Below are 25,039 nucleotides of genomic sequence, written 5' to 3' on the forward strand. Positions count from 1 at the left end.
TCATCACTCAACCCGCAGAGGCGTCCATGCGCACCGCCCCACGGCGATTCTGGCCGAATGCAATCACGCAATTTCGACCGGCGCCCTTGGCACTGTAGAGCGCCTCGTCGGCGGACTTGAGCACTTGCTCAGGGGTACGTTGCTCAAGTCGTTCGGCCACACCAATACTCACCGTTACCGACACACTCGACGCACCTGGGCCGGCGCGATACTGGCGACCTTGCGAGTCATCCTGAGGGCGGTTGTCTTGATTGCGCAGCTGAATATTGTAGGAGGCGATGGATTCGCGCATGACCTCCAGGTGCGGCATGCATTCCTCAAGCGTTTTGCCTGCAAATACCAAGGCAAACTCCTCACCGCCGTAGCGATACGCCCTACCGCCACCGCCGATTTTCGACAGCTTGCTGGCCACCAGCCGTAGCACTTGGTCGCCAACATCATGGCCATGGGTGTCGTTAAACTTCTTGAAGTGATCGACGTCGCTCATGGCCAGCACGTAATTACGTCCCAGCCGCTGCATACGCTCATTCAAGGCACGGCGCCCCGGAATACCGGTGAGCTCGTCGCGAAAGGCCATTTGATAAGCCTCATGGGCAACCGCTGCGGCAATCATCAGCATTACTTGGCTGCACATGATGTTCAGGGTGAAAGGCAGGATGAACGTCTTGGGCAACATCCAGAACAAGCCCAGCAAGCCCACCAACTGCGCCGCATGCAAAGGCCTTGGATTACGCCAGTATTGCCAGCCCAGCAGTACAAAAGAACCGATGAACACTGGGTAGGCCAGCTGGATCAGGCTCATCCAGGCGCCGTGTAAGGCTGGCCAGCGGATTTCCGACAGCCACATCAGCAACGGTTGTGGATAACTTTGCTCCAGCCCCAACGCCACGCTGCCGAACGCTGCCAGCACCGCGAAACGAGCCACCATGTCCTGAAACAGGTGAGTACGTTCCTGCCAAGCTGCGAACAGACCGAACAACAGCGGCAGTAGCAGGCAACAGAGATGGAACACCACCGCCGCGTCTTCACGCACTTTGCCGTTGTCACGGTAATAATCGGTCTGAGTATCGAGCAGGAAGTAGGCAATGTAGACCGTGACCATCAGAAACAACTCACGCTGGCGTCTGTAAACAGCGCAATACGCACCGCCGAGCAACAGCACCAGGGTTGGTAGCACGTTGAACAGCGAGGTGAAGAATACGTTGAGATCCTTGATATACGCAGCCGAAAGCCCCGCGAACAACAGCAGTAATGACGGCAGAAAATGGCTGAAACGTACAGCGGAAGAACGCGGCAAGGGTAAAGCTCCGACCCGTCATAGCAATTGATGGCATTGTGCCTGCGGCGCGCACGATTAAGCACACGAATGTGATGCAAATCACCTGAACGTCTCTTTAACGGCAGAAATGCTGACTTTCTGAGTGACTTACTAAGGTTTTTTAATACAACCCAAAACCTTTATCGAGGCGGCTTGCTCCCGCCTGGCTGCGAAGCAGTCGCAAACTTGTCCACCAACACACCTGATGAAACTCGGTTGTTCGTGACAGGGGACGCTGCTCGGCCCAACGGGGGCAAGCGCCCTCGCCATAGCAAACCCCTGCGTCACCTATATTGAGCACTTCAAACAGGTTCAGACCCTCGACCTGCCGGGCATTTATTGCCTGATGATCGCCCTGCAAATAGGCATCCGGCGGCGCCCGATCCGCGATCAACGTAGATTCGTACATCGGGATGGCGAGCCCGAAGAACGGCGGAGAATTCGCCTCGATCCGGACCATAAGCTTGATCAGCTCACGTTAAGTAGGCCGGCGCGCCCCGGAAAGGTTTGCAATTAACCTGTCATTGCCTGCGTCTGATCACTTCTTTTGTGGGGGGATCTGACTCAGCAATGGGCAGCTGATTACGCATCCCTCAATTCTTGCTAGCCCTTGGCGATGTCTCTGGCGCTTTGTTTCCCGCTGAATAACGACGAGCAACACGCAAGAAGCGAACCACCTGCAACTGACAAGTTTGACAGTATCGCTTCAGTTCGCCCTCGGCGTTTAATGTCATGGACCACTCGACTGAGCCCAGCCAACGTTTTCGGGACACGGGAGTGTCCTTCGAACTTGACTGGAGTGACATGTATGAGCGACACCATATTCGGGTCATTACTCACCAGCTCACCTTTTCTGATTGATAACGCCATACCCAGGCTGAGACCTCTAAGAGTGGTGGAAGCCATTCCCGATGCCGGGGGCTTGACTCCCTTGACGGCGGCAGCCCGTGACCTGCGCATTCTTATTCCGGCACTGCCGCAACCCGGGCCTCCCGGCTCTCGACCCACCATTCGGGTGTACGCTGAGCTACCTCCTCCAGCTGAATATCAAGTGTTGGCCTTCCTTCAATTGCCGGCTTATCCCACAGGTGATTTTGAGGTGCTGGTGCCACGCCGCATGGTGGGTAATGAAGGCGAGTACCGGCTCACGTTTGTTCTGGACGATGGCGACAATTTACTGCGCGCCACAGCCAGTACCCCCTTGCTAATCCAGAAAACACCACCTTTTGGCCTTCTGACCATCACCCCACCGCGCCCACTGTTGCCACTAAACTTGGCGACTGCGCTTATTACCGAGGCTTATCTGGCCAACAATGATCCGGTTATGTTCCGTATACCGCCGCACCCAGAAATTGATAACCAGATTGGCCTGCGCTACGTTCCCTATTATGGAAACACTGATAGCCATATGGAGGTTTCTTATGCCACTCCACCGGTTATCACCTTGCCCGACTTTCCGGCCGATAGGCTGATCGCCGTGCCGGCGGCAACTATTCGTGCACGTGGTAATGGCCTACAGCAGCTAACTTACCGGGGTATTGATCGGGCAGGTAATCGTGCTCGGGACTCTTTGATTCTTGAGGTCAGGGTCGCGCTTCGGATAACACCTTCGAATATTTCCATGCCACGAGTGACCGAGGCGATCGCGCCGGACAATACCGTGACCTTGGCCGACATCACCCCAGACGGGATGGAGGTGTGGTTAGACAGCGTCAACGGCCTGCAAATCGGCGACTCAATAGTCCCTGTCATTGGTAACGTTGCAATGCCCTCCGTTATTTACTCGGGACAGCCGTTGCCGACGCGTTTTGTTGTCACTTCGACACGAGTACAGAACGCTGTCCCAGGGTCGGCCAACGCTGATACTCCGGCTGCCGTAAGGTTCAGGATTACCAGTGGCACAGTAAGCGTCGAAAGCCCCCCAAGGAATCTCATTTTCAACCTGTCGACCTTGATGCAGTTGTTGCCGCCAGTGGTGAGGAACCTGAATGAAGGCACCGCCAACTGTGCCTCGCCGCAGCCTACGAGCGCTCCCTATGCCGACCGTTTCATTGAAGTGTTTTTGCCACCCTCTGTGCTCTTGCGTGCCAACGTGGCAGTGAATTTGATCTGTGTACTCAGCAGCCAGGACGATGGCGCGACCCTCATCAACCCTCCAATTACGATCTCGACACAACTGTCAGCCGATGCTTCGACTTTGGGTCAGACCTTGCGCTTGCCATACTCGCAGACGATGAAAGTTATCGGCAGAGGCGTGATGTATGTCAGCTATACGACGACCAATACCGGCGGGCAGGTGATTCGCTCTGCGACAGGGGCCATACCGGTCAGGGGTGTTTTGCCAGGCAATTTTTATTGCGACGGAGATCCATTTATCCCGACGCCTTAAATACAGCCTAAAACGTTTCCCCTTCCTCGCCCAAAAATCTATGCTCACCCCCATTTTTGTAACACTGATTAACGGGCGATGTGGTTGGCTTGCTTAAATTTATTCGGCGTCCATTGGGGCATGCCCCGCGCCACGATGGGAGTCGCGCCTGGCGACCCTGAAAAACCACTCGGCTTCAAAGGCCGATTTGTATGTCAGGATCTTCGCCGGGGCGGTTGGCCGTTCACATTATCTGTTGTTCAGCTATCGCAAAGGGTGAAGCGTGGCACAGGTGCAGGGTCATGCATTCAGAGTGTTTGGCCCTGCTTTAAACTCGGCATGGTGGTAGCTATCGCCCAAGCGTTACGCGCCAGTTTGTTGGCCAAAGCGCAGGCCACAACCGTTGAGTGGCGCCGCATCAGCAATGAGCGCTCCAAGTCAACCAAGGCGCCTTTTTGATGCTCCAGTCGCTGCATATAGCCCCTTGAGCAATGAACCAGCAGTCGCCCGAGATTCTTGTCGCCTCGCTTACTGATCCTCAGCAGATTGGCCTTGCCGCCAGTGCTGTACTGCCGGTGCACCAAGGCGACAGAGGCGACAAAATCGCGACTGCGCCGGCACTGCTGGCCGTCGCCCATTTCCACGGCCAGCAGGCTGGCGGTGATCGGACCGACGACGTTATGCCCAGCAAACGACTGCCCAGATCATCGTCGGCCAGTTGGCAAGCCAGCTCTTTATCCAGCGTCTTAATCTGCCCATCCAGGTAGACGAAGTGATCGTGCAGACGCTGCAACAGCAAGTTCAGTCGTACTGGAGGTTCATGCTCCGCCAGAAGACTGGATAAGCGCTTCATGACAGTCCGCCTTTGCGGCAGGCTGATGCCAAACCCGAGCAGAACACCGTGCATCTGATTGAAGACCTTAGTGCGGTCGCGGATCAGTGACTCGCGCAGACGGTGCAAAACAGAAAGCGTCTGTTGGGCCTCAGTCTTGGGAAAAACAAAACGCGTTGATGGCCACCAAGCAGCTTCACAAATCGCTTCGGCGTCAACAAAATCGTTTTTGTTGCCCTTAACGAAGGGCTTAACGAACTGCGGGGAAATCAGCGCGCCTTGATGCCCTATAGCAATCAGCTTGCGAGCGACAAAATGCGCTCCGGCGCAGGCATCCATCACCACGGTGAAGGCGGGATATTGCTGAAGTAGCGCATCATCTGCTGACGCGAACACTTCTTGGGAAACACCTCTCTACCCGACTTATCCTGGCGATGCAGATGGCAGGTATGTTTGACGAGGTCGATACCGACCAATGCCAAGTCGCTCCTGAGGCTGGTCTGCGAATAAAAACACCCTGCGAAAGCGTAGCCCTCGCAGGGTGTCTAGGGTGACCATCTCATTAACCGCTACTCCGCAAAGCAGCGGTTTTTTAATAACTGCGCGAAGGTTTAGTAACCCAGTGCGAAGTCTTCCTCTTTCATGTCCATCAAGTTATTGGCGCCCGACAGCATGGTGACCACGTGAGTGCGGGTACGCGGCAGGATCCGCTGAAAGTAGAAGCGCGCGGTCTGAAGTTTGGCAGTGTAGAACGCCTCTTCGGAGGTGCCGGCAGCCAGTTTTTCGGCAGCCAGTCGCGCCATGTCAGCCCAGAAGTAAGCCAGGCAGGCGTAACCGGAGTACATCAGGTAATCCACCGAGGCAGCGCCTACTTCTTCACGGTCTTTCATGGCCGCCATACCGACCTTCATGGTCAACTCGCCCCACTCTTTGTTCAGCGCAGCCAATGGCTCGACGAACTCTTTGACCGCCTCGTTACCTTCGTTGGTCTGGCAGAACTTATGCACGATCTTGGTGAAGCCTTTCAGCGCCTCGCCTTGAGTCATCAGCACTTTACGGCCCAGCAAGTCGAGTGCCTGGATGCCGGTAGTGCCTTCGTACAGCATCGAAATGCGGCTGTCGCGAACGTTCTGCTCCATGCCCCACTCGGCAATAAAACCGTGGCCGCCGTAGATTTGTACGCCATGGTTGGCGGCTTCAAAACCGACTTCAGTCATGAACGCTTTGGCAATCGGGGTCATGAAAGCCAACAGGCCATCCGCTTGCTTCTTCGCCGCTTCGTCGGTGCCGTATTTGACGATGTCGACTTGCTTGGCGGTGAAGTAAACCATTGCGCGATTGCCTTCGGCGAAGGCTTTCATAGTCAACAACATGCGACGTACATCTGGATGAACGATGATCGGGTCTGCGGCTTTTTCCGGCGCTTTCGGACCGGTCAGCGAACGCATTTGCAGACGATCACGGGCGTATTTCAGGCCACCCTGGAAACCGATTTCGGCGTGAGCCAGACCTTGCAGCGCGGTCCCCAGACGTGCGGTGTTCATAAAGGTGAACATGCAGTTCAGACCTTTGTTCGCCTGGCCGATCAGGAAACCGGTGGCCGCGTCGAAGTTCATCACACAAGTAGCGTTACCGTGGATACCCATCTTGTGTTCCAGGGAACCACAGTTCACCGCGTTGCGAGCACCGATCGAACCGTCCGCGTTTGGAAGGAACTTGGGAACGATGAACAACGAAATGCCTTTGGTGCCAGCTGGCGCATCCGGCAGACGTGCCAGCACGATGTGGACGATGTTGTCGGCCATGTCATGTTCGCCAGCCGAGATGAAAATCTTGGTGCCGGTGACTTTGTAGGAACCGTCAGCCTGTGGCTCGGCTCTGGTGCGTAACATGCCCAGGTCGGTGCCGCAGTGCGATTCGGTCAAGCACATGGTGCCGGTCCATTCGCCGGAAACCAGTTTGGTCAGGTAGGCCTCTTGCTGCTCAGCCGTACCGTGCTCGGAAATGGTATTCATCGCGCCATGCGACAGGCCTGGGTACATGCCCCACGACCAGTTAGCTTCGCCAACCATTTCGCTGACCGCCAGACCCAGAGACTCCGGCAGGCCTTGGCCGCCATGCTCGACGTCATGGGCCAGGCTTGGCCAGCCGCCTTCAACAAATTGCTTGTAGGCTTCTTTGAAACCCGTCGGGGTTTTTACGCCGGACTCGCTCCAGGTACAGCCTTCGGTGTCACCCACGCGGTTCAGCGGCGCCAGCACCTGCTCACAAAACTTGGCGCCTTCTTCGAGAATGGCGTCAACCATGTCCGGAGTTGCGTCATGGCAAGCCGGGAGGCTCTGATAGTGAGCTTCGTAACCGAGCAGTTCGTCACGAACGAAGCGAATATCACGCAAGGGGGCCTTGTAATCAGGCATAGCGATAAACCTCTGCTGATGTAACCGGGAATGAACAACCGCGTTGATTTGTTATGGCGGTCAAACAGTTGTTTGAAACATACGTTTACGCCTAAATCTTGTCAAGCGCCGATCTTTTGCCGTTCGTCATCCCGCCGTGAGCAAGCACGCCACGCGGCAGCGCAAAGACGACGACAAAGCCGCTGGCGATGTAGGAAAGATTAGTTAAAGGAGAAAGACTTAGGCAGAAAAACGCCGCGAAGAGTCGCGGCGTGAAGGGAACAGATCCAACCCGAGATCAAGCGTAGGTATTGATCAACGTACCGAGCATTTCATCGGAAGCCTTGGCGACTTTCGCCCCAAGTTCCGCCTGAAGCTTGCCCTGAGACATTTCGACCATATTGCTAGCCAGGTCCGACTGCTGACTGCGGTCAACTGACCGCAAACGATCAACCTGAGCTTCGGAAGACTGGCTGGTCTCCGAGCGCTGGACAGTGGTGTTAGCGATCTGGCTGGCGGCTTGATCGACGCGGTTCTGCCCTGTCTGAATGGTGCTCAGACCGGCATAAAAAGCGGTACTTCCTGAGATTTCCATAGGAGAACTCGTCTTTGTAAAGATTCAACAGCCGTCATTGAAGCAGACGCGTCACCAAAACGCCCGACAAAAACACTAATGGCACAGTGCCTTGTCATAGTTAAAACCCTAGTCCAGCAAATCCAGCTGAAGATATTCAGCCACCGCCTCAGCAGTGACCGACTTGAGTTTAGGTACCCGACCGAGGCAAGGCGCGGGTATGCGCTCGGCCAACGTGGCGAGGTTCTCCTCCAGCCTCGATGTTTTTGAATCGATGATGTTGGCCACCCAGCCCGCCAATTGCAGCCCATCCCGGGCAATCGCCTCAGCCGTCAGCAGCGCATGATTGATACACCCCAATCGCACACCCACCACCAGAATGACCGGCAGATCCAGCGCCATTGCCAAGTCCGACAGGTTGTCCTGATCCGCCAATGGCACCCGCCAACCGCCTGCGCCTTCGATTAGGGTGAAGTCCGCCTTCAGATCAAGAATCTGCCGCATGGGCGCCAATAAGGATTGCACTGTCAGCGCGACGCCGGCCTCCCGCGCCGCCAGGTGGGGGGCAATCGCCGGCTCGAACGCGACAGGATTGACCTGTGCATAAGTCAGCGGCACCGAGCATTGCGCCAACAACGCCAATGCATCGGCATTGCGCAAACCTTTGGCGGTCACCTCGCAACCAGAGGCCACCGGTTTGCCCGCAGCCGTGCTCAAACCGGCCGAGCGCGCGGCATGCAGCAACCCGGCAGCAATAGTGGTCTTGCCGACGTCGGTGTCAGTACCAGTAATGAAATAGGCTGCGCTCATAAGGGTTTCTCCAACACGGCGTAAACCACTTGATAAGTCGCCGGCAGTCCCTGTGCCTGACGAAACTGCTCATAAGCCTCAATCAAACCGAGGATCCGCGCCCGACCAGTCAAACCACCTGGACGACCGGGGTTCAGATTATGTGCCCCTAAAGCCTTCAATTCGTGAGTCAGGCTACGCACATCAGGGTAATGCAACACGTGAGGGCAGGTTTGCAGGCTCGCCACCTTCAAGCCACTGGCGGCACACAATTGCTGATACACACTGAACTCGCGGAAACGATTGACGTGGACCCTGCCATCCACGTGACGCCAACTGTCTCGCAACTCGTACAGCGTGCCTGCACACAGACTAGCAAACGCGAAGAGGCCTCCCGGTTTAAGTACCCGATACGCTTCACTGAGCACTGAGCTGAAGTCGGCGCACCATTGCACCGCCAGGCTGGAGAAGATCAGGTCGCAGGTCGAATGCCGGATCGGCAAACATTCAGCATCGCCGGCGATGAAATGCGAGGCACCACCCAAGGGCCGGGCGTGATTGAGCATGCCTTCGGCGATGTCCAGCGCCAGTCCGTGCCCCCGAGGAAAATTCGCCTCCAGCGCCCGACTAAAATAACCGGTGCCACAGCCCAAATCGAGCCAGCAACCAGGTGAAAAACCCGATGGCAAACGACTCATCAATTGGCTGCCAACATCGCGCTGCAACTCGGCCACACTGTCGTAGCTCGCTGCCGCACGGGAAAAGGATGCCGCCACGTGGCGCTTATCAGGCAAGCCGCCGGGCAGGTCATGCAGGGACAAATCAGTCATCACCGGACTCATGCAAAAAGGCCTGGATCGCCCCTGCTACACCCAAGGGATCTTCCAGAAGAAACGCGTGACAGGCCTTTTCGATCAGGCCGATTTCAACATCTGGCAGCAACGCGAACAGTTCACCGGCGGCTTCTGCCGGAACGAGCCCATCAAGCCCGGCGAACAGATGTAACTGCGGCCCCTGAAAGTCCAACAGAGCCTGGCGTGTATTCAATCCGCCCAACAGCGCCAGACCACTGAGCAACGCTGAAGCCGGCGTGTTGGGGGCCTGCGCCAGGATGCTTCGGGCCAGAGCCCGCGGTTCGGTAGAGCCCTGAGCGCACAGCAGACTGAAACGTTTCAAGGTAGCACCGGGATCAACACGGCAGCCGTTGAGGAACGCGTTGAAATCTTCTTCGCGCATGGCATGGGTCCAGCCAGCAAACGCTACGAAGCATGGATTGCTGGCCAGCGTCAGCAAACCACAGCAACGATCACCACGCCGGGCCGCCAACGCTGAAGCAAGCATGCCACCCAGCGACCAACCTCCGAGCCAAACGTCCTGCGGCAACGTCGAATCGAGCTCATCGAGCCAATCCTCAAGAGTGCTCGAATCCAGCTCCGGCAGCGGTTCTATCTCAACCCGCAGGTGTTTATCCAGCCCACGCAGCGCAGCCGCCAAAGGCTCCAGCGGTGAAACGCCGAGCCCCCAGCCGGGTAGCAGAATAAGACGATCACGCATGACTTGGCTCCGGTCCCAGTTGTGCAAAACAATCGGCCAGTGCGTTTAACAATAGCTGCACCTGCGCCTCGCTGTGGGCAGCGGTCAGCGTCACACGCAAACGTGCGCTGCCGGCAGGCACTGTCGGTGGTCGGATCGCGGTCACCATCAGGCCGCGCTCGCGCAACATCTGCGACAGGTGAACGGCGCGGCCGGCGTCGCCAATCATAATCGGTTGGATCGGCGTAAAGCTGTCCATCAATGCCAGGCCAATCTGCTCGGCACCCTGGCGGAACTGGCGGATCAACGTATTGAGATGCTCACGGCGCCAATGTTCGCTGCGTAGCAACTCAAGGCTTTTGAGCGTCGCACAGGCCAGCGCGGGCGGCTGACTGGTGGTGTAAATATAAGGACGGGCGAACTGAATCAGACTTTCGATGAGCTCTTCACTACCGGCCACAAACGCGCCAGCGGTGCCAAAAGCCTTGCCAAGGGTGCCGACCAAGACCGGTACATCATCCTGACTCAGACCGAAATGCTCAACAATCCCACCGCCATTGGCGCCCAACGGGCCAAAACCGTGCGCGTCGTCAACCATCAGCCACGCGCCTTTAGCCTTGGCTTCCCGGGCCAGGGCCGGTAAATCGGCGACATCGCCGTCCATGCTGAACACGCCGTCGGTCACCACCAGCGTGTTGCCGGTGGCCTTTTCAAGACGCTTGGCCAGGCTAACCGCATCGTTGTGCAAATAGCGATTGAAGCGCGCGCCGGACAACAGGCCAGCATCCAGCAACGAGGCGTGATTGAGCCGGTCTTCAAGCACCGTATCGCCCTGCCCCACCAGCGCCGTGACGGCGCCGAGATTGGCCATGTAACCGGTAGTGAACAGCAACGCCCGCGGGCGACCGGTCAAGTCAGCCAGGGCCTCCTCCAGCGCATGATGCGGGCTGCTGTGACCGATGACCAAATGCGAGGCTCCGCCGCCGACGCCCCAACGGGTCGCCCCAGCGCGCCAGGCTTCGATCACTTGCGGGTGATTGGCCAGCCCCAAGTAGTCGTTGTTACAGAACGCCAGCAACGGCTGACCGTCGACTACCACTTCCGGGCCTTGAGGGCTCTGGAGCAACGGGCGCTGGCGATAAAGATTTTCGGCACGACGGGCAGCAAGGCGTGCGGCGAGATCGAAGGACATGCGGGCCTCGTTGGGCGGAATTCAGAAGTGATCGCAACACCTTATGGGAGCGGGCTTGCTCGCGAAGAAGTCCACACAACCAACATAGACGTTGACTGTAAGGTCGCTTTCACGAGCAAGTTCGCTCCCACAGGGTTTCGCATTCCGTCAGAAGGATCGGCGGACGCTTCAGACAGCCGCGTTATAAAACTGCTCGCTGCTCTTCTGCTCCACCAGGGCCTGCTCAATGGCGGCCTGATGCACTTCGTCGGCATGTTCTTCGCGGGCTTCCGGCAGGATGCCGAGGCGCGAGAACAACTGCATGTCCTTGTCAGCCTGCGGGTTGGCAGTGGTCAGCAGCTTGTCGCCGTAAAAAATCGAGTTAGCTCCGGCAAAGAAGGCCAGCGCCTGCATCTGCTCGTTCATCGCTTCGCGGCCAGCGGACAGGCGCACGTGGGATTGCGGCATCAGGATGCGGGCGACAGCGAGCATGCGGATGAAATCGAACGGGTCGATGTCGTCGGCATTTTCCAGCGGCGTACCCGCTACTTTGACCAGCATGTTGATCGGCACCGACTCCGGATGCTCCGGCAGGTTGGCCAACTGGATCAGCAAGTTGGCCCGGTCGTCGAGAGACTCACCCATGCCCAGAATGCCGCCGGAGCAGATCTTCATTCCCGACTCACGCACGTAGGCTAACGTTTGCAGGCGCTCGCCGTAGGTGCGCGTGGTGATGATGCTGCCGTAGAACTCCGGCGACGTATCGAGGTTGTGGTTGTAGTAGTCCAGACCGGCATCAGCCAGCGCGACGGTCTGGTCCTGATCGAGACGACCGAGGGTCATGCAGGTTTCCAGGCCCATGGCTTTCACGCCCTTGACCATCTCCAGCACGTAAGGCATGTCTTTGGCAGACGGGTGCTTCCACGCCGCCCCCATGCAGAAACGCGTCGAACCGATGGCCTTGGCACGAGCAGCCTCTTCGAGGACTTTCTGCACTTCCATCAATTTTTCTTTTTCCAGGCCGGTGTTGTAGTGACCGGACTGCGGACAATATTTGCAATCTTCCGGGCAGGCGCCGGTTTTGATCGACAGCAGCGTCGAGACTTGAACCCGATTAGCGTCGAAATGCGCGCGGTGCACCGTCTGCGCCTGGAACAGCAGGTCGTTGAATGGCTGAACGAAGAGTGCTTTGACTTCGGCCAAAGACCAGTCATGACGCAGAGTTGCAGTGGTGCTGGCGCTCATGGGTGTTTCCTTGTTTATGCTTGGCTAGCGACTGGGGAATGGAATACCCACAGGCGCGACACGGATGTTCGGCATATTTAAGGAAGAGCGATGCGCTGTCAACCACGATACGAAGGACCGGTCTACATCTGGTTAAAAAACAAACAAATCTGTTTGCTGTGCTCAGAGCCTTGTGATTTCGCAACGCCCATCTGCACGGCCTGCGAAACCGAACTGCCCTGGCTCCGTAATCATTGCCAGTGCTGCGCCCTGCCCTTGCCCAACTCGGGCCTGACGTGCGGCCAGTGCCTGCGACAGCCGCCGGCGTTCGAAAGGGTTATTGCGCCCTGGACCTACAGCTTTCCGATCGACACGCTGATCACTCGCTTCAAACACAGCGCCAAGTGGCCGTTTGGCAACCTGCTCGGCGAACTGCTCGTGCAGTTCCTGCATCATCGCTTCGATGAGGACTTGGAGCGACCCGACGCCCTGATCCCGGTACCATTGGCCACAAAACGCCTGCGCCAACGCGGCTTCAATCAAGCTGCGATGCTCGCCCGATGGCTCAGCGAAGGCCTGAGTATCCCTTGCGATGAAAACCTGTTGCTGAGGATTCAGGACACCAGCGCCCAACAGGAACTGAACGCCCAGGCCCGCCAGCGAAACCTGCGAAACGCCTTCGCCCTTAAGTCCGACGTGCCGGTCGCGGGCCGTCATCTGGCCCTGATTGATGACGTGCTGACCACCGGCGCCACCGCGCAAACAGTGGCCCGCCTGCTGATGGACGCCGGAGCGGCCCGGGTCGATGTCTATTGCCTGGCCCGCACCCCAAAACCCGGTGACACGGTTTAACTAAAGAGCGCAAACCTTGTGGGGGAACTTGTTCGCGAAGGCGTCATTACCGTCAACTTCAATGTTGACTCCTATGGCCACATCGCGAGCCGGCACACTCCGACAGCGATTGCAGCCCGACTTGACTCCCACGCCACAAGCCCCCAACGTCGTCCCATTGCCACAACCCAAAGCCCCCAGCCATGTCCTTGCCTACGTTGTTGTCCCAGCACATTGTCCGTCGCCCACAGCGCATTGCCCTGCTGCAACACATCGCCGAACAGGGCTCGATCACCCGTGCGGCGAAAAGCGCCGGGCTGAGTTACAAGGCAGCGTGGGATGCCATCGATGAACTGAACAACCTCGCGCACAAACCCTTGGTGGAACGTAGCGTCGGCGGTAAGGGCGGTGGTGGCGCCAAATTGTCCAGCGAAGGCGAACGGGTGTTACGCCTGTATAAGAAGCTGCAAGCGTTGCAGGCGCAGGTGCTTGAGGCTGCCGAAGAGGCCAGCGACCTGGACCTGCTCGGTCGGCTGATGCTGCGAACCAGCGCCCGCAACCAATTGCACGGCAAGGTCGCGACCATTGAATCCCAGGGCCACAATGACCGCATCCGCCTGGAACTGGCCGAAGGCTTGAGCATCCATGCGCACATCACCCACGACAGCACCTTACGCCTAGCGCTGCAAACCGGCACCGAAGTCGTCGCGCTGATCAAGGCCGGCTGGCTGGAAGTGTGGGATATCGATCATGTAGAAACAGTTGGCAACAATTGTCTGAAGGGCACCATTGAGGCGATTCTCGACGCCGAAAACGGTCCCAGCGAAGTGCGCATTGCCCTGTCAAACGGCCTGATACTCTGCGCTCTGGCCGAACCACAGCAACTGCGCGCCCAAGGCCTCGCCGTCGACAAAGCGGTACACGTGCAATTCGCACCGTCCAACGTCCTGCTAGGCACACCGCTGTGAAACAAAAGCTTCATTGAGGCTCATTAAGGTGACTGCAAAAACCAGCAGGGAGCCTGTTATGAGCCTATTAGAAGACAACCAACCCACCGACCTCGAAACCATGGTCGGCCTCAGTCGTCGCGGTTTCATCGGCGCCGGTGCCCTTTGCGGTGCAGCGATGTTCCTCGGTGGCAACCTGCTGAGCCGCAGCGTGCTGGCGGCCAGTGTCAGCGCAGGTTCCGGCAAACTCCTCGGCTTCAACAGCATCCCTGCCGCCACCGCCGACGCGATCAGCCTGCCGCCCGGCTACACCTCATCGGTGCTGATCAGTTGGGGCCAACCCCTGCAAAAGAACGGCCCAGCGTTTGACCCCAGTGGCAACGGCACGGCGGTAGCCCAGGAAGTCCAGTTCGGCGACAACAACGATGGCATGAGCCTGTTCGCCTTTCCCGGCGACCACGATCGGGCGCTGATGGCGATCAACAACGAATACACCAACTACCGCTACCTTTACCCACACGGCGGCCTGCCGAAATCGGCCGAAGAGGTGCGCAAGGCCCAAGCCTGCGAGGGCGTCTCGGTGATCGAAGTACAACGTCGACGGGGTCAATGGGCGTTCGTTCAGGGCTCGCGTTACAACCGACGCATCCACGGCAACTCGCCGATCAGCCTGAGCGGTCCGGCGGCCGGCCACGCGCTGCTTCAAACCAGCGCCGACCAACACGGCAAGAACGTCCTCGGCACCTTCCAGAACTGCGCCAACGGTAAAACACCGTGGGGCACTTACCTGACGTGCGAGGAAAACTTCACTGACTGCTTCGGCAGCAGCAACGCCCAGCAGACGTTCGACGCCGCGCAAAAACGCTACGGTGCCTCGGTCGCCAGCCGCGAGATTAACTGGCATCAACACGACCCACGCTTCGACCTGGCGAAGAACCCCAACGAACTGAATCGTCACGGTTGGGTGGTGGAAATCGATCCCTTTGACCCGCAATCGACCCCGGTCAAGCGCACCGCGCTGGGCCGTTTCAAGCATGAAAATGCCGCCCTTGCACAAACCAATAACGGTCGTGCCGTGGTCTACATGGGCGACGACGAGCGCGGTGAATTCATCTACAAATTCATCAGCCGCGACCCGATCAACCACCGTAACCCCAAGGCCAACCACGGCCTGCTGGACCATGGCACGTTGTACGTGGCGCGCTTCGACGCGGGCGACGGCAACGCCGATCACCCCAAAGGCCAGGGCCAATGGATTGAACTGACCCACGGCAAAAATGGCCTCGACGCCAGCAGCGGTTTTGCCGATCAGGCCGAGGTGCTGATTCACGCGCGTCTTGCCGCCAGCGTCGTGAGCGCCACGCGCATGGACCGCCCGGAATGGATCGTCGTCAGCCCTACGGACGGCCAGGTGTATTGCACCCTAACCAACAACGCCAAGCGCGGCGAAGACGGCCAACCCGTCGGCGGCCCTAACCCTCGCGAGAAAAACGTCTACGGGCAAATCCTGCGATGGCGCACCGACGGTGACGATCATGGCTCTAAAACCTTTGCCTGGGACCTGTTTGTAGTAGCCGGTAATCCGGGCGTTTACGCTGGCACGCCGAAGGGCGGTTCATCGAACATCACGCCGCAGAACATGTTTAACAGCCCTGATGGCCTGGGGTTCGACAAGGCCGGACGCTTGTGGATATTGACTGACGGCGATTCGAGCAATACCGGTGACTTTGCCGGCATGGGCAATAACCAGATGCTTTGCGCCGATCCGGTCAGCGGTGAAATCCGCCGGTTCATGGTCGGTCCGATTGGCTGTGAGGTCACCGGGATCAGCTTCTCGCCGGATCAGAAGACCCTGTTTGTCGGGATTCAGCATCCAGGCGAAAACGGCGGTTCGACGTTCCCCGAGCATCTGCAAAATGGCAAGCCACGCTCTTCGGTGATGGCTATCACGCGTGAAGATGGCGGGATCGTCGGCGCCTGACCGGGCCTCTTCGCGGGCAAGCGCGCTCCCACAGGGTTATGTGTTCGCACAGCCAGTGCAGGAGCGGGCTTACTCGCGAAAGCGTCAGCCAAGGCAGACTCATCTCAAGCTCAACCACTATCCAAGCCCCGTCTGCGCTACCATGCTTGGCCGGACGCGGCAGCCTGCTGCGCGCAGGAGTCAGCATGGCCCACCCGTTTGCAACCCTCACCCCAGACCTCGTGCTCGATGCTGTCGAAAGCATCGGCTTTCTCAGCGACGCGCGCATTTTGGCGCTCAACAGCTACGAGAACCGCGTCTACCAGGTCGGCATCGAAGACTCCGAGCCGCTGATCGCCAAGTTCTATCGCCCGCAGCGCTGGACCAACGAAGCGATTCTCGAAGAGCATCAGTTCACCTTCGAACTCGAAGGCTGCGACGTGCCGGTCGTTGCACCGATGATTCACAACGGTGCGAGCCTGCACGAACACGCCGGATTCCGTTTCACCCTGTTTCCTCGCCGTGGTGGCCGTGCGCCAGAGCCAGGCAATCTCGATCAGTTGTACCGCTTGGGCCAACTGCTCGGGCGTTTGCACGCCGTCGGTGCGACCAAGCCGTTCGAACACCGTGAAGCATTGGGCGTGAAGAATTTCGGTCACGACTCGCTGAACACGTTGTTAGAGGGCAATTTCGTCCCCAAAAGCCTGCTGCCAGCCTACGAGTCCGTCGCCCGCGATCTGCTCAAGCGTGTGGAAGAGGTCTACAAGGCCACGCCGCACCAGAACATCCGCATGCACGGTGATTGCCACCCAGGCAACATGATGTGCCGCGATGAGATGTTCCACATCGTCGACCTCGACGACTGCCGTATGGGCCCGGCGGTGCAGGATATCTGGATGATGCTGGCCGGTGATCGTCAGGAATGCCTCGGGCAGTTGTCGGAATTGATGGACGGCTATAACGAGTTCCACGACTTCGACCCCCGTGAACTGGCGCTCATTGAACCGTTACGGGCGTTGCGCCTGATGCACTACAGCGCTTGGCTGGCGAGGCGTTGGGACGACCCGGCGTTCCCACACAGCTTTCCGTGGTTTGGCAGCGAGCGCTACTGGGGCGATCAAGTGCTGGCATTGCGTGAGCAGTTGTCGGCGCTCAATGAAGAACCGCTAAAACTCTTCTGACTATTACAGATCCCATGTGGGCAAGCGCCTGCTCGCGATGACGGCGGCATACCCAGCCCATTAGAGGCTGATAAACCGCTACCGCGAACAGACTTGCCCCACAAGGTCGGCGACCACTCCTACAAATCTCCTTACAATCATCACGTTGTTAGTTGCCTACACAAGGATTCTGCATGCAAGCCGCCAACCCGCGTCGCGGGTACATTTTGGGCCTTACCGCCTACATCATCTGGGGACTGTTCCCGCTCTACTTCAAAGCCATTGCCTCCGTCCCAGCCGTAGAAATCATCATCCATCGGGTGCTGTGGTCCGCACTGTTCGGCGCCTTGTTGCTCATGGTCTGGAAGCATCCGGGCTGGTGGCGCGAGTTGCGCGACAACCCCAAACGGTTGGCGATCCTGGCCCTGAGCGGCACGTTGATCGCGGCCAACTGGCTGACTTACGTGTGGTCGGTGAACAACGGACGCATGCTCGAAGCCAGCCTCGGTTACTACATCAACCCGCTGGTGAACGTACTGCTAGGGATGTTAATCCTCGGTGAGCGGCTACGGCGCATGCAGTGGCTGGCGGTGGCGCTCGCTGCGGCCGGGGTGGCGCAACAAGTATGGCAAGTCGGCAGCCTGCCATGGGTCTCTCTGGTGCTCGCGCTGACCTTCGGTTTCTACGGACTGATCCGTAAGCAAGCGCCGGTCAAAGCCTTGCCTGGCCTGGTGGTGGAAACCTGGATGCTGGTGCCGATTGCCGTCGCCTGGCTATTGTTCAATCAGACGGCGGCCAGCGCACAACCTGAATTCTGGACCACTTCCCAGGCCTGGTGGCTGGTCGCGGCCGGTCCCGTCACGCTGGTGCCGCTGGTGTGTTTCAACGCCGCAGCGCGGCATTTGCCCTACACCACTTTAGGATTTCTCCAGTACCTGGCGCCGACGCTGGTACTGCTGCAAGCCGTTCTGCTGTTTGGCGAGCATTTGTCTTCCAGCACGCTGGTGGCGTTTATCTTTATCTGGGCCGGCTTGGCGGTTTACAGCGTCGATGCCTGGATGAGTTTGCGCCGACGTCGCTGATCAGAAAATGTACAACCCGCCACAGGCCACGTCGTTCGTGGCCTGCATTAAACCGTCCCAAGGTTATCCACAATGTGATCCCCGGCGTTTGTGTGCAACTTATTGAAACGGCTGATTTTTCGATCAAATCCTGAAGAGCTGCCGCCGACGGCGCCTGGCGAGTAATCTCTACCGGTTATCCACAGGCAGGAGCACGCGTAATCTGGATAACCCGTTCAAGGCTCGCTGCGCAGCACCAGCTCAACCATCAAATCATCCGCCAACGTTTCCAGGCGCGACTGCAGCACATCCAGCGACAACGTCAGCGGCACCGCCAGAATGGCTTCGGCGTGGAACAGCAGCTCACTGCTCATCGGCGCCGGGCGCACCTCCGTCACCAGTCGCTCGAGGTTCACGCCCTGCTCGCTCAACAAACGAGTGATGTCGCGCACGATCCCCGGCCGATCATTGCCCACCAGCTCCATGGCGATCGGCTTCCAGGTGCAGGACTGCTCGATACCACTTTCAGCAATCAACACTCGAATCCCCTGAGCGGACAACGCTTGTAAGGCATCGACCAATTCATCGTAGGCCTCGGCCGGCACCCCCACCCGAAGAATCCCAGCGAACTGCCCAGCCATACGCGACATGCGGCTCTCCAGCCAATTTCCGCCGTGTTCAGCGATACATTGGGCAATGTGCTCGACCTGACCAGGCTTGTCCGGGGCGAATACGGTGAGTACCAGATGGTCCATGGCGAAGCCCTCTTTTGTTATAGAAAGAGAAGTATAGGCAAGGGATGTTGCGGCGCTGAAGGAACGAGACTTACCCGCGAACGGAGTGCTGCCGCCCCCTGCCAAAACACCAATCGTGTACAAGTTTTTATATTTAACTGGAACAATCTGTTAGTTTTTTGAGAACATCCCGTGCCCTGACGTGACTGCAATGCGTCACGGGGTCGCAGAACGACGTAATTAGTCTAATTTTCACAACCGCAATTCATCATGTAGTATGCCGCTGCGCGCACTACATAACGTTGGATCGATGTCTGCCGCAGGCGCAGTCGCAACCCTGAAAACCCCGTCAGCATGGCTCCCGGCCTTTGATTGGAACAACCCCAGCCGCCAGCAATGGCATGTACTGGTAGACGGGTTTGTGGTTTAAATGGCCAGAGGCTTCATTGTCAAAATTGAAGAGCTGAAAAGCGAAATAGCTGAGCAGAGTGAGGCAAGCAATGACTGAACACGTTCAAGTCGGTGGCCTGCAGGTCGCCAAAGTCCTGTTCGACTTCGTGAACAACGAAGCCATTCCCGGTACCGGCCTCACCGCCGATAAGTTCTGGGCCGGCGCCGACAAGGTCATTCATGACCTGGCGCCGAAGAACAAAGCCCTACTCGCCAAGCGCGATGATCTCCAGGCGCGTATCGATGGCTGGCACCAATCCCGTGCGGGTCAACCCCACGACGCCGTGGCCTACAAAGCCTTCCTGCAAGACATCGGTTATCTGCTGCCAGAAGCGGCTGATTTCCAGGCAACGACGCAAAACGTCGATGAAGAAATCGCCCGCATGGCCGGCCCGCAACTCGTTGTGCCAGCGATGAACGCGCGCTTCGCGCTCAATGCCTCCAACGCCCGCTGGGGTTCGCTATACGACGCGCTCTACGGCACCGATGCCATTAGCGAAGCTGACGGCGCGGAAAAAGGCAAAGGCTACAACAAGGTTCGCGGCGACAAGGTCATCGCCTTCGCTCGGGCCTTCCTCGACGAAGCCGCGCCCCTGGCGGCGGGCTCTCACGTCGACTCCACAGGCTACAAGATCGTTGAAGGCAAACTGGTTGTCAGCCTCAAGGGTGGCAGCAACAGCGGCCTGCGCAACGATGCACAACTTATCGGCTTTCACGGCGACACCGCCGCCCCCACCGCTATCCTGCTGAAAAACAACGGCCTGCACTTCGAAATCCAGATCGATGCCAACACCCCGGTCGGCCAGACCGATGCCGCTGGCGTCAAAGACATCCTGATGGAAGCCGCGCTCACCACCATCATGGACTGTGAAGACTCCGTCGCCGCCGTCGATGCCGATGACAAAGTGCTGATCTACCGCAACTGGCTCGGCCTGATGAAGGGCGATCTGTCAGAAGAAGTATCCAAGGGCGGTCAGACCTTTACTCGCACCATGAATACCGACCGCACCTATACCGGCCTCGATGGCAGCGAATTGAGCCTGCACGGTCGCTCACTGTTGTTCGTGCGCAACGTGGGGCACCTGATGACCATCGATGCGATCCTCGACAAAGACGGCAACGAAGTGCCAGAAGGCATTCTCGATGGCCTGCTGACTTCGCTGGCCGCCATCCATAGCCTCAACGGTCATAACTCGCGCAAGAACAGCCGTACCGGCTCGGTCTATATCGTGAAGCCGAAGATGCACGGTCCAGACGAAGCAGCGTTCACCAACGAGTTATTTGGTCGCATCGAAGACGTACTCGAGCTGCCGCGCAACACCCTGAAAGTAGGGATCATGGACGAGGAGCGCCGGACCACGGTCAACCTCAAGGCCTGTATCAAGGCTGCCAGCGAGCGCGTGGTGTTCATCAACACCGGCTTCCTCGACCGCACCGGCGACGAAATCCACACGTCCATGGAAGCCGGGCCAATGGTTCGCAAAGCGGACATGAAGGCTGAGAAATGGATCGGCGCCTACGAAAACTGGAACGTCGATATCGGTTTGAGCACCGGCCTGCAAGGCCGTGCGCAGATCGGTAAAGGCATGTGGGCGATGCCGGATCTGATGGCGGCGATGCTCGAACAGAAAATCGCGCACCCGATGGCCGGCGCCAACACCGCTTGGGTCCCATCGCCTACCGCTGCCGCGCTGCATGCACTGCACTATCACAAGGTTGATGTGTTTGCCCGTCAGGTCGAACTGGCCAAACGTCCTCGCGCATCGGTGGACGACATCCTGACCATACCGTTGGCCGTGAACCCGAACTGGACACCAGAACAGATCAAGAACGAACTGGACAACAATGCCCAGGGTATTCTCGGCTACGTGGTGCGTTGGATCGATCAGGGCGTGGGTTGCTCGAAAGTGCCGGACATCAACGACATTGGCCTGATGGAAGACCGTGCAACGCTGCGTATTTCCAGCCAGCACATCGCCAACTGGCTGCGTCATGGCATCGTCACTGAAGCTCAAGTGATGGAAAGTCTCAAGCGCATGGCACCGGTGGTTGACCGTCAGAACGCCAACGACCCGCTCTACCGTCCGCTGGCACCGAACTTCGACAACAACATCGCCTTTCAGGCGGCAGTCGAATTAGTGATCAAAGGCACGCGGCAGCCGAACGGCTATACCGAGCCGGTTCTGCACCGTCGTCGTCGCGAGTTCAAGGCTGCCAACGGCCTGTAACCAAGCGTTGACACCGAACATGAAAAAGCCCTGATCTTTCGGTCAGGGCTTTTTCATTTGCGATCCACGCAAAACATGGGGGCAATCACCGCTAAGGCTCCATTCCCAGTTCATGCTTGACCAGTTCCAGCAACTTGTCGGTGTTGATCGGCTTTAACAGAAAGTCCACCACACTCAAATGCATCGCAGCAATCGCATCTTTCACGTCGGCGTCACCGGAGACGATGATGATCGGCAATGCTGCCCGTACCGACTCCCGAACCTGACGAATCAGCTCCAGACCATCGACATGCCCCATGCGCAGGTCGGTGATCACTAGGCCAATCGAAGGTGTTGTGTCCAACAGTTTGAGTGCCGTTTCGCCACTGGCAGCAGTCATGGAGCGCACGCCGTCCATGGCAAGAATCTCAGATAGCAACTCGCGAGCATCTTTATCGTCATCGACGATCAAAACGCGCTGCGGTGGCAAGTCAGGCTCCTGCATGATGGCACTCAGCGCCTCGCGCTCAGCGTCACTTAAAATATCGTGGTCGGACATGGTTCTCTCTACATTTCCAGTTCAATCCCCTAGCACAATGGTCAGACATTGCTAAGCAGAGCTTTAATGTGCACTTCGTCGGATAATTTTCATAGCGAAAATATGTGCGTTTTTTGTACACAACCTGTGTCAGGGCTGACCGACATCACTGTACGTGCAGCGAATACCTAGACTTACGTCCAATGGGCACCCCGCGCTCGGGGGCCGACCATAGCTGCAACCATCCGACAACAACAATTCGAAAAAGACTGCGGTAATAAGTGATGAGTAAAGCGGACGCCTTCACCCAGGCAGGGAAAACCGCGGTGTTGCAGAACATCCAGGGCACTTTGCAGTTCCTTCAGCGCTTCCCGCCCTTCAATCAGATGGAACATGCTCATTTGGCCTACCTGGTCGAGCAATGCCAGCTGCGATTCTACGGTCCCGGCGAGAGCATCATCAAACCCGCCGATGGCCCGGTCGAGCATTTCTACATCGTCAAACAGGGCCGAGTCGTCGGCGAGCGCCCGCACACGGCAAAGGGCGGCACTGAAACCACCTTCGAAATAACCACAGGGGAATGCTTTCCCTTAGCCGCATTGCTGGGCGAACGAGCGACCCGAACCGAGCATCTGGCGGCTGAAGACACCTTTTGCCTGCAATTGAACAAACTGGCGTTCATCAAATTGTTCGCCCTCTCCAACTCGTTTCGCGACTTTGCCTTGCGTGGGGTTAGCAGCCTGCTGGATCAGGTCAACCAGCAGGTCCAGCAAAAAGCCGTGGAAACCCTTGGCACTCAATACTCGTTGAACACTCGGCTCGGCGAACTGGCCATGCGTCATCCGGTGACGTGTAGCCCGGCCACGCCCTTGCGTGAAGCCGTGACCTTGATGCATGAGCAGCAGGTCGGCAGCATTGTCATCGTCGACGAGCAAAAAGCCCCCTTGGGGATTTTCACCCTGCGCGATCTGCGCCAAGTGGTGGCCAACGGCACCAGCGACTTCAATGAAGCCATCGCACGGCACATGACCCAGGCGCCGTTTTTCCTGACCCCCGATCACAGCGCCTTCGACGCCGCCATTGCCATGACCGAGCGACACATCGCCCACGTCTGTCTGGTAAAAGATCAGCGCCTGTGTGGCGTGGTGTCCGAGCGCGATCTGTTTTCCCTGCAGCGAGTCGATCTGGTGCATCTGGCGCGCACTATTCGCAGCGCCCAGAAGGTCGAGAACCTGGTGGCGATTCGCGGCGAGATCAGCCAGCTGGTGGAACGCATGCTCGCCCACGGCGCGTCCTCAACCCAGATTACTCACATCATTACGTTGCTTAACGATCACACGGTGTGCCGCGTCATCGAACTGACCCTGGCCGAAAAAGGCGACCCTGGCGTGCCATTCAGTTGGCTATGTTTTGGCAGCGAGGGTCGCCGCGAGCAGACACTGCACACCGATCAGGACAACGGCATTTTGTTCGAGGCCCGGGACGCCGCCCATGCCGCCGAGATTCGCGGCAAGCTGTTGCCCATTGCCCAGCAGATCAATCAGAGCCTGGCGCTCTGCGGCTTTACCTTGTGCAAAGGCAACATCATGGCCGGCAACCCCGAGCTGTGTTTGTCCCGGATCGAGTGGGCACGGCGGTTTGCGGCGTTTATCCGCGAGGCGACGCCGGAGAACCTGTTGAGTTCAAGCATCTATTTCGACCTGCGGGTAGTCTGGGGCGACGAACAAGGCTGCGAGCAACTGCGCCGGGGCATTCTCGATCAGGTCGGCGACAATCGACTGTTCCAGCGCATGATGGCCGAAAACGCCTTGCGTAACCGACCGCCTGTAGGACGCTTTCGCGAGTTTGTTCTAGCCCGTAAAAACGGTGAAAAGGCCACCCTCGACCTGAAGGTGCAAGGCCTCACCCCGTTTGTCGACGGCGCACGCCTGCTGGCACTGGCCCACGGCATCGCGACCAACAACACCCAGGAACGCTTCCGGCAACTGGTGGCCAAAGAGGTCATCGAGCGCCTGGACGGCGCGGCGTATGAAGAGGCGTATCACTTCATCCAGCAAACACGCATGCAGCAACATCAACTGCAAATCCGCGAGAACCTGCCCTACTCCAACCGGGTGGACCCGGATAGCCTCAATCATCTGGACCGGCGCATCCTGCGTGAATCGCTGCGCCAGGCGCAACGCCTGCAAAGCAGCCTGACGCTGCGGTATCAGCTATGAGTTTGTTTTCATGGCTGCGGCCCGCAACGCCCCTGCTGGCCGCCGAGCTGCAACAGCGCCTGCAACACTTGCCGCCGATGCCCGAACTAAGTGAATGCAGCCTGCGAGAGCAACGTTGGGTGGTGCTCGACCTGGAAACCACCGGGCTGAATCTGAACAAGGACCGTGTGTTATCCATCGGCGCGGTGGTGATCGAGGACGGCGCCATTGATTTCAGCCAGCAGTTTGAACGCACCTTGCAATGTGCCGACATGAAGCTAGCCCCCAGCGTGTTGATTCACGGTCTTGGCCCCAGTGCAATTGCTGCCGGCAGCGATCCGGCCCAGGCCTTGCTGCAATTCATGGAGTTCGTGGGCGACAGCCCGCTGCTGGCGTTTCATGCTCCGTTCGATCAGCACATGCTCGGGCGCGCGCTCAAAGATCATCTGGGCTACAAGCTGCAACATACGTTTCTGGATGTAGCAGACATCGCCCCGCTGCTGTGCCCGCAGGCGAACATCCGCGAGGCCGGGCTTGATGAGTGGATCAACTGGTTCAAGCTGCAGGTGTTCGAACGTCACAACGCCAGTGCCGACGCGTTGGCGACTGCGGAGCTGGCACTGATTCTGTTCAGTCGAGCGCGCCAGCAACAGATTCATAGCCCCTTGAACCTGCAACAGCGGTTGAACCAGTGGAAACGCCGACAGCAGGCGCCTTCCTTCTAGCCCCCCCCGCACAAAAGCCACCC

General features: G+C 58.2%; 20 protein-coding genes and 1 pseudogene. 9 read left to right on the plus strand and 12 right to left on the minus strand.

Going from position 1 to position 25,039, the window contains the following annotated elements; translation table 11 throughout:
- Positions 1 to 7: 7 nt before the first annotated feature.
- Both RHM68_RS23165 and RHM68_RS26840 read right to left on the minus strand, forming a co-directional pair.
- Positions 8 to 1,297: a GGDEF domain-containing protein gene (locus RHM68_RS23165; protein WP_322219284.1), complete on the minus strand. Its 1,290-nt coding sequence runs from the start codon at positions 1,295 to 1,297 to the stop codon at positions 8 to 10.
- Positions 1,298 to 1,439: 142 nt separating this feature from the next.
- Positions 1,440 to 1,778 (minus strand): hypothetical protein, encoded by a 339-nt coding sequence (locus tag RHM68_RS26840; protein ID WP_416195213.1) that lies wholly within the window; start codon positions 1,776 to 1,778, stop codon positions 1,440 to 1,442.
- Positions 1,779 to 2,126: 348 nt separating this feature from the next.
- On the opposite strand from RHM68_RS26840, the gene RHM68_RS23175 reads away from it, so the two are divergent.
- On the plus strand, positions 2,127 to 3,707 hold the full coding sequence (locus tag RHM68_RS23175) for a hypothetical protein (protein WP_322219285.1): 1,581 nt from the start codon (positions 2,127 to 2,129) through the stop codon (positions 3,705 to 3,707).
- Between the two features lie 279 nt (positions 3,708 to 3,986).
- On the opposite strand, the pseudogene RHM68_RS23180 reads toward RHM68_RS23175, so the two are convergent.
- From RHM68_RS23180 to bioB, 8 genes and pseudogenes are all read right to left on the minus strand, one after another.
- A pseudogene (locus RHM68_RS23180) lies at positions 3,987 to 5,000 on the minus strand (IS110 family transposase).
- A 129-nt stretch (positions 5,001 to 5,129) separates the two neighbouring features.
- A complete protein-coding gene (locus RHM68_RS23185; protein WP_322219286.1) occupies positions 5,130 to 6,935 on the minus strand; it encodes a phenylacyl-CoA dehydrogenase in 1,806 nt (601 codons plus the stop codon).
- 277 nt (positions 6,936 to 7,212) lie between these two features.
- Complete coding sequence (locus RHM68_RS23190) at positions 7,213 to 7,509, minus strand: pyrroloquinoline quinone biosynthesis protein PqqE (RefSeq protein WP_322219287.1); 297 nt, start codon at positions 7,507 to 7,509, stop codon at positions 7,213 to 7,215.
- A gap of 108 nt (positions 7,510 to 7,617) precedes the next feature.
- The gene (bioD, locus tag RHM68_RS23195) at positions 7,618 to 8,298 is read right to left on the minus strand and encodes a dethiobiotin synthase (protein WP_322219288.1); all 681 of its coding nucleotides are present in this window, start codon (positions 8,296 to 8,298) and stop codon (positions 7,618 to 7,620) included.
- Positions 8,295 to 9,107, minus strand: coding sequence for a malonyl-ACP O-methyltransferase BioC (gene bioC / locus RHM68_RS23200; protein ID WP_322219289.1), 813 nt, complete (start codon positions 9,105 to 9,107; stop codon positions 8,295 to 8,297). The genes bioD and bioC overlap by 4 nt, the downstream gene beginning before the upstream one ends.
- A complete protein-coding gene (locus tag RHM68_RS23205; protein ID WP_322219290.1) occupies positions 9,100 to 9,831 on the minus strand; it encodes an alpha/beta fold hydrolase in 732 nt (243 codons plus the stop codon). Before RHM68_RS23205 ends, bioC begins: the two co-directional genes overlap by 8 nt.
- Complete coding sequence (bioF, locus tag RHM68_RS23210; RefSeq protein WP_322219291.1) at positions 9,824 to 11,002, minus strand: 8-amino-7-oxononanoate synthase; 1,179 nt, start codon at positions 11,000 to 11,002, stop codon at positions 9,824 to 9,826. The genes RHM68_RS23205 and bioF overlap by 8 nt, the downstream gene beginning before the upstream one ends.
- Positions 11,003 to 11,170: 168 nt before the next feature.
- Positions 11,171 to 12,226, minus strand: a complete 1,056-nt coding sequence (bioB, locus tag RHM68_RS23215; protein WP_149416497.1) for a biotin synthase BioB — start codon at positions 12,224 to 12,226, stop codon at positions 11,171 to 11,173.
- A 90-nt stretch (positions 12,227 to 12,316) separates the two neighbouring features.
- Here bioB and RHM68_RS23220 point away from each other — a divergent pair, with 90 nt between their 5' ends.
- From RHM68_RS23220 to rarD, 5 genes are all read left to right on the plus strand, one after another.
- Positions 12,317 to 13,057, plus strand: coding sequence for a ComF family protein (locus tag RHM68_RS23220; RefSeq protein WP_322219292.1), 741 nt, complete (start codon positions 12,317 to 12,319; stop codon positions 13,055 to 13,057).
- A gap of 182 nt (positions 13,058 to 13,239) precedes the next feature.
- Positions 13,240 to 14,004 carry a TOBE domain-containing protein gene (locus RHM68_RS23225; RefSeq protein ID WP_322219293.1) on the plus strand — a complete coding sequence of 255 codons (765 nt, stop codon included), beginning with the start codon at positions 13,240 to 13,242 and terminating at the stop codon, positions 14,002 to 14,004.
- Between the two features lie 58 nt (positions 14,005 to 14,062).
- Positions 14,063 to 15,964 carry a PhoX family phosphatase gene (locus tag RHM68_RS23230; protein WP_322219294.1) on the plus strand — a complete coding sequence of 634 codons (1,902 nt, stop codon included), beginning with the start codon at positions 14,063 to 14,065 and terminating at the stop codon, positions 15,962 to 15,964.
- Positions 15,965 to 16,149: 185 nt separating this feature from the next.
- Positions 16,150 to 17,124 (plus strand): serine/threonine protein kinase, encoded by a 975-nt coding sequence (locus tag RHM68_RS23235; protein ID WP_322219295.1) that lies wholly within the window; start codon positions 16,150 to 16,152, stop codon positions 17,122 to 17,124.
- A gap of 173 nt (positions 17,125 to 17,297) precedes the next feature.
- Positions 17,298 to 18,185 (plus strand): EamA family transporter RarD, encoded by an 888-nt coding sequence (gene rarD / locus RHM68_RS23240; RefSeq protein WP_322219296.1) that lies wholly within the window; start codon positions 17,298 to 17,300, stop codon positions 18,183 to 18,185.
- A gap of 215 nt (positions 18,186 to 18,400) precedes the next feature.
- On the opposite strand, the gene RHM68_RS23245 is transcribed toward rarD, so the two are convergent.
- The gene (locus RHM68_RS23245) at positions 18,401 to 18,919 is read right to left on the minus strand and encodes a glycine cleavage system protein R (protein ID WP_322219297.1); all 519 of its coding nucleotides are present in this window, start codon (positions 18,917 to 18,919) and stop codon (positions 18,401 to 18,403) included.
- Positions 18,920 to 19,398: 479 nt separating this feature from the next.
- Here RHM68_RS23245 and RHM68_RS23250 point away from each other — a divergent pair, with 479 nt between their 5' ends.
- Entirely contained in the window at positions 19,399 to 21,576 is a 2,178-nt protein-coding gene (locus RHM68_RS23250; RefSeq protein WP_322219298.1) for a malate synthase G, read from the plus strand.
- A gap of 91 nt (positions 21,577 to 21,667) precedes the next feature.
- Here the strand turns inward: RHM68_RS23250 and RHM68_RS23255 are convergent, their stop codons facing one another.
- Positions 21,668 to 22,114, minus strand: coding sequence for a response regulator (locus RHM68_RS23255; protein ID WP_322219299.1), 447 nt, complete (start codon positions 22,112 to 22,114; stop codon positions 21,668 to 21,670).
- A gap of 263 nt (positions 22,115 to 22,377) precedes the next feature.
- On the opposite strand from RHM68_RS23255, the gene RHM68_RS23260 reads away from it, so the two are divergent.
- Positions 22,378 to 24,312 carry a putative nucleotidyltransferase substrate binding domain-containing protein gene (locus RHM68_RS23260; protein ID WP_322219300.1) on the plus strand — a complete coding sequence of 645 codons (1,935 nt, stop codon included), beginning with the start codon at positions 22,378 to 22,380 and terminating at the stop codon, positions 24,310 to 24,312.
- Positions 24,309 to 25,016, plus strand: a complete 708-nt coding sequence (locus RHM68_RS23265; RefSeq protein WP_322219301.1) for a 3'-5' exonuclease — start codon at positions 24,309 to 24,311, stop codon at positions 25,014 to 25,016. Before RHM68_RS23260 ends, RHM68_RS23265 begins: the two co-directional genes overlap by 4 nt.
- Positions 25,017 to 25,039: the final 23 nt, after the last annotated feature.

It is taken from the genome of Pseudomonas sp. DC1.2 (genome assembly GCF_034351645.1).
Taxonomy (GTDB): Bacteria; Pseudomonadota; Gammaproteobacteria; order Pseudomonadales; family Pseudomonadaceae; genus Aquipseudomonas.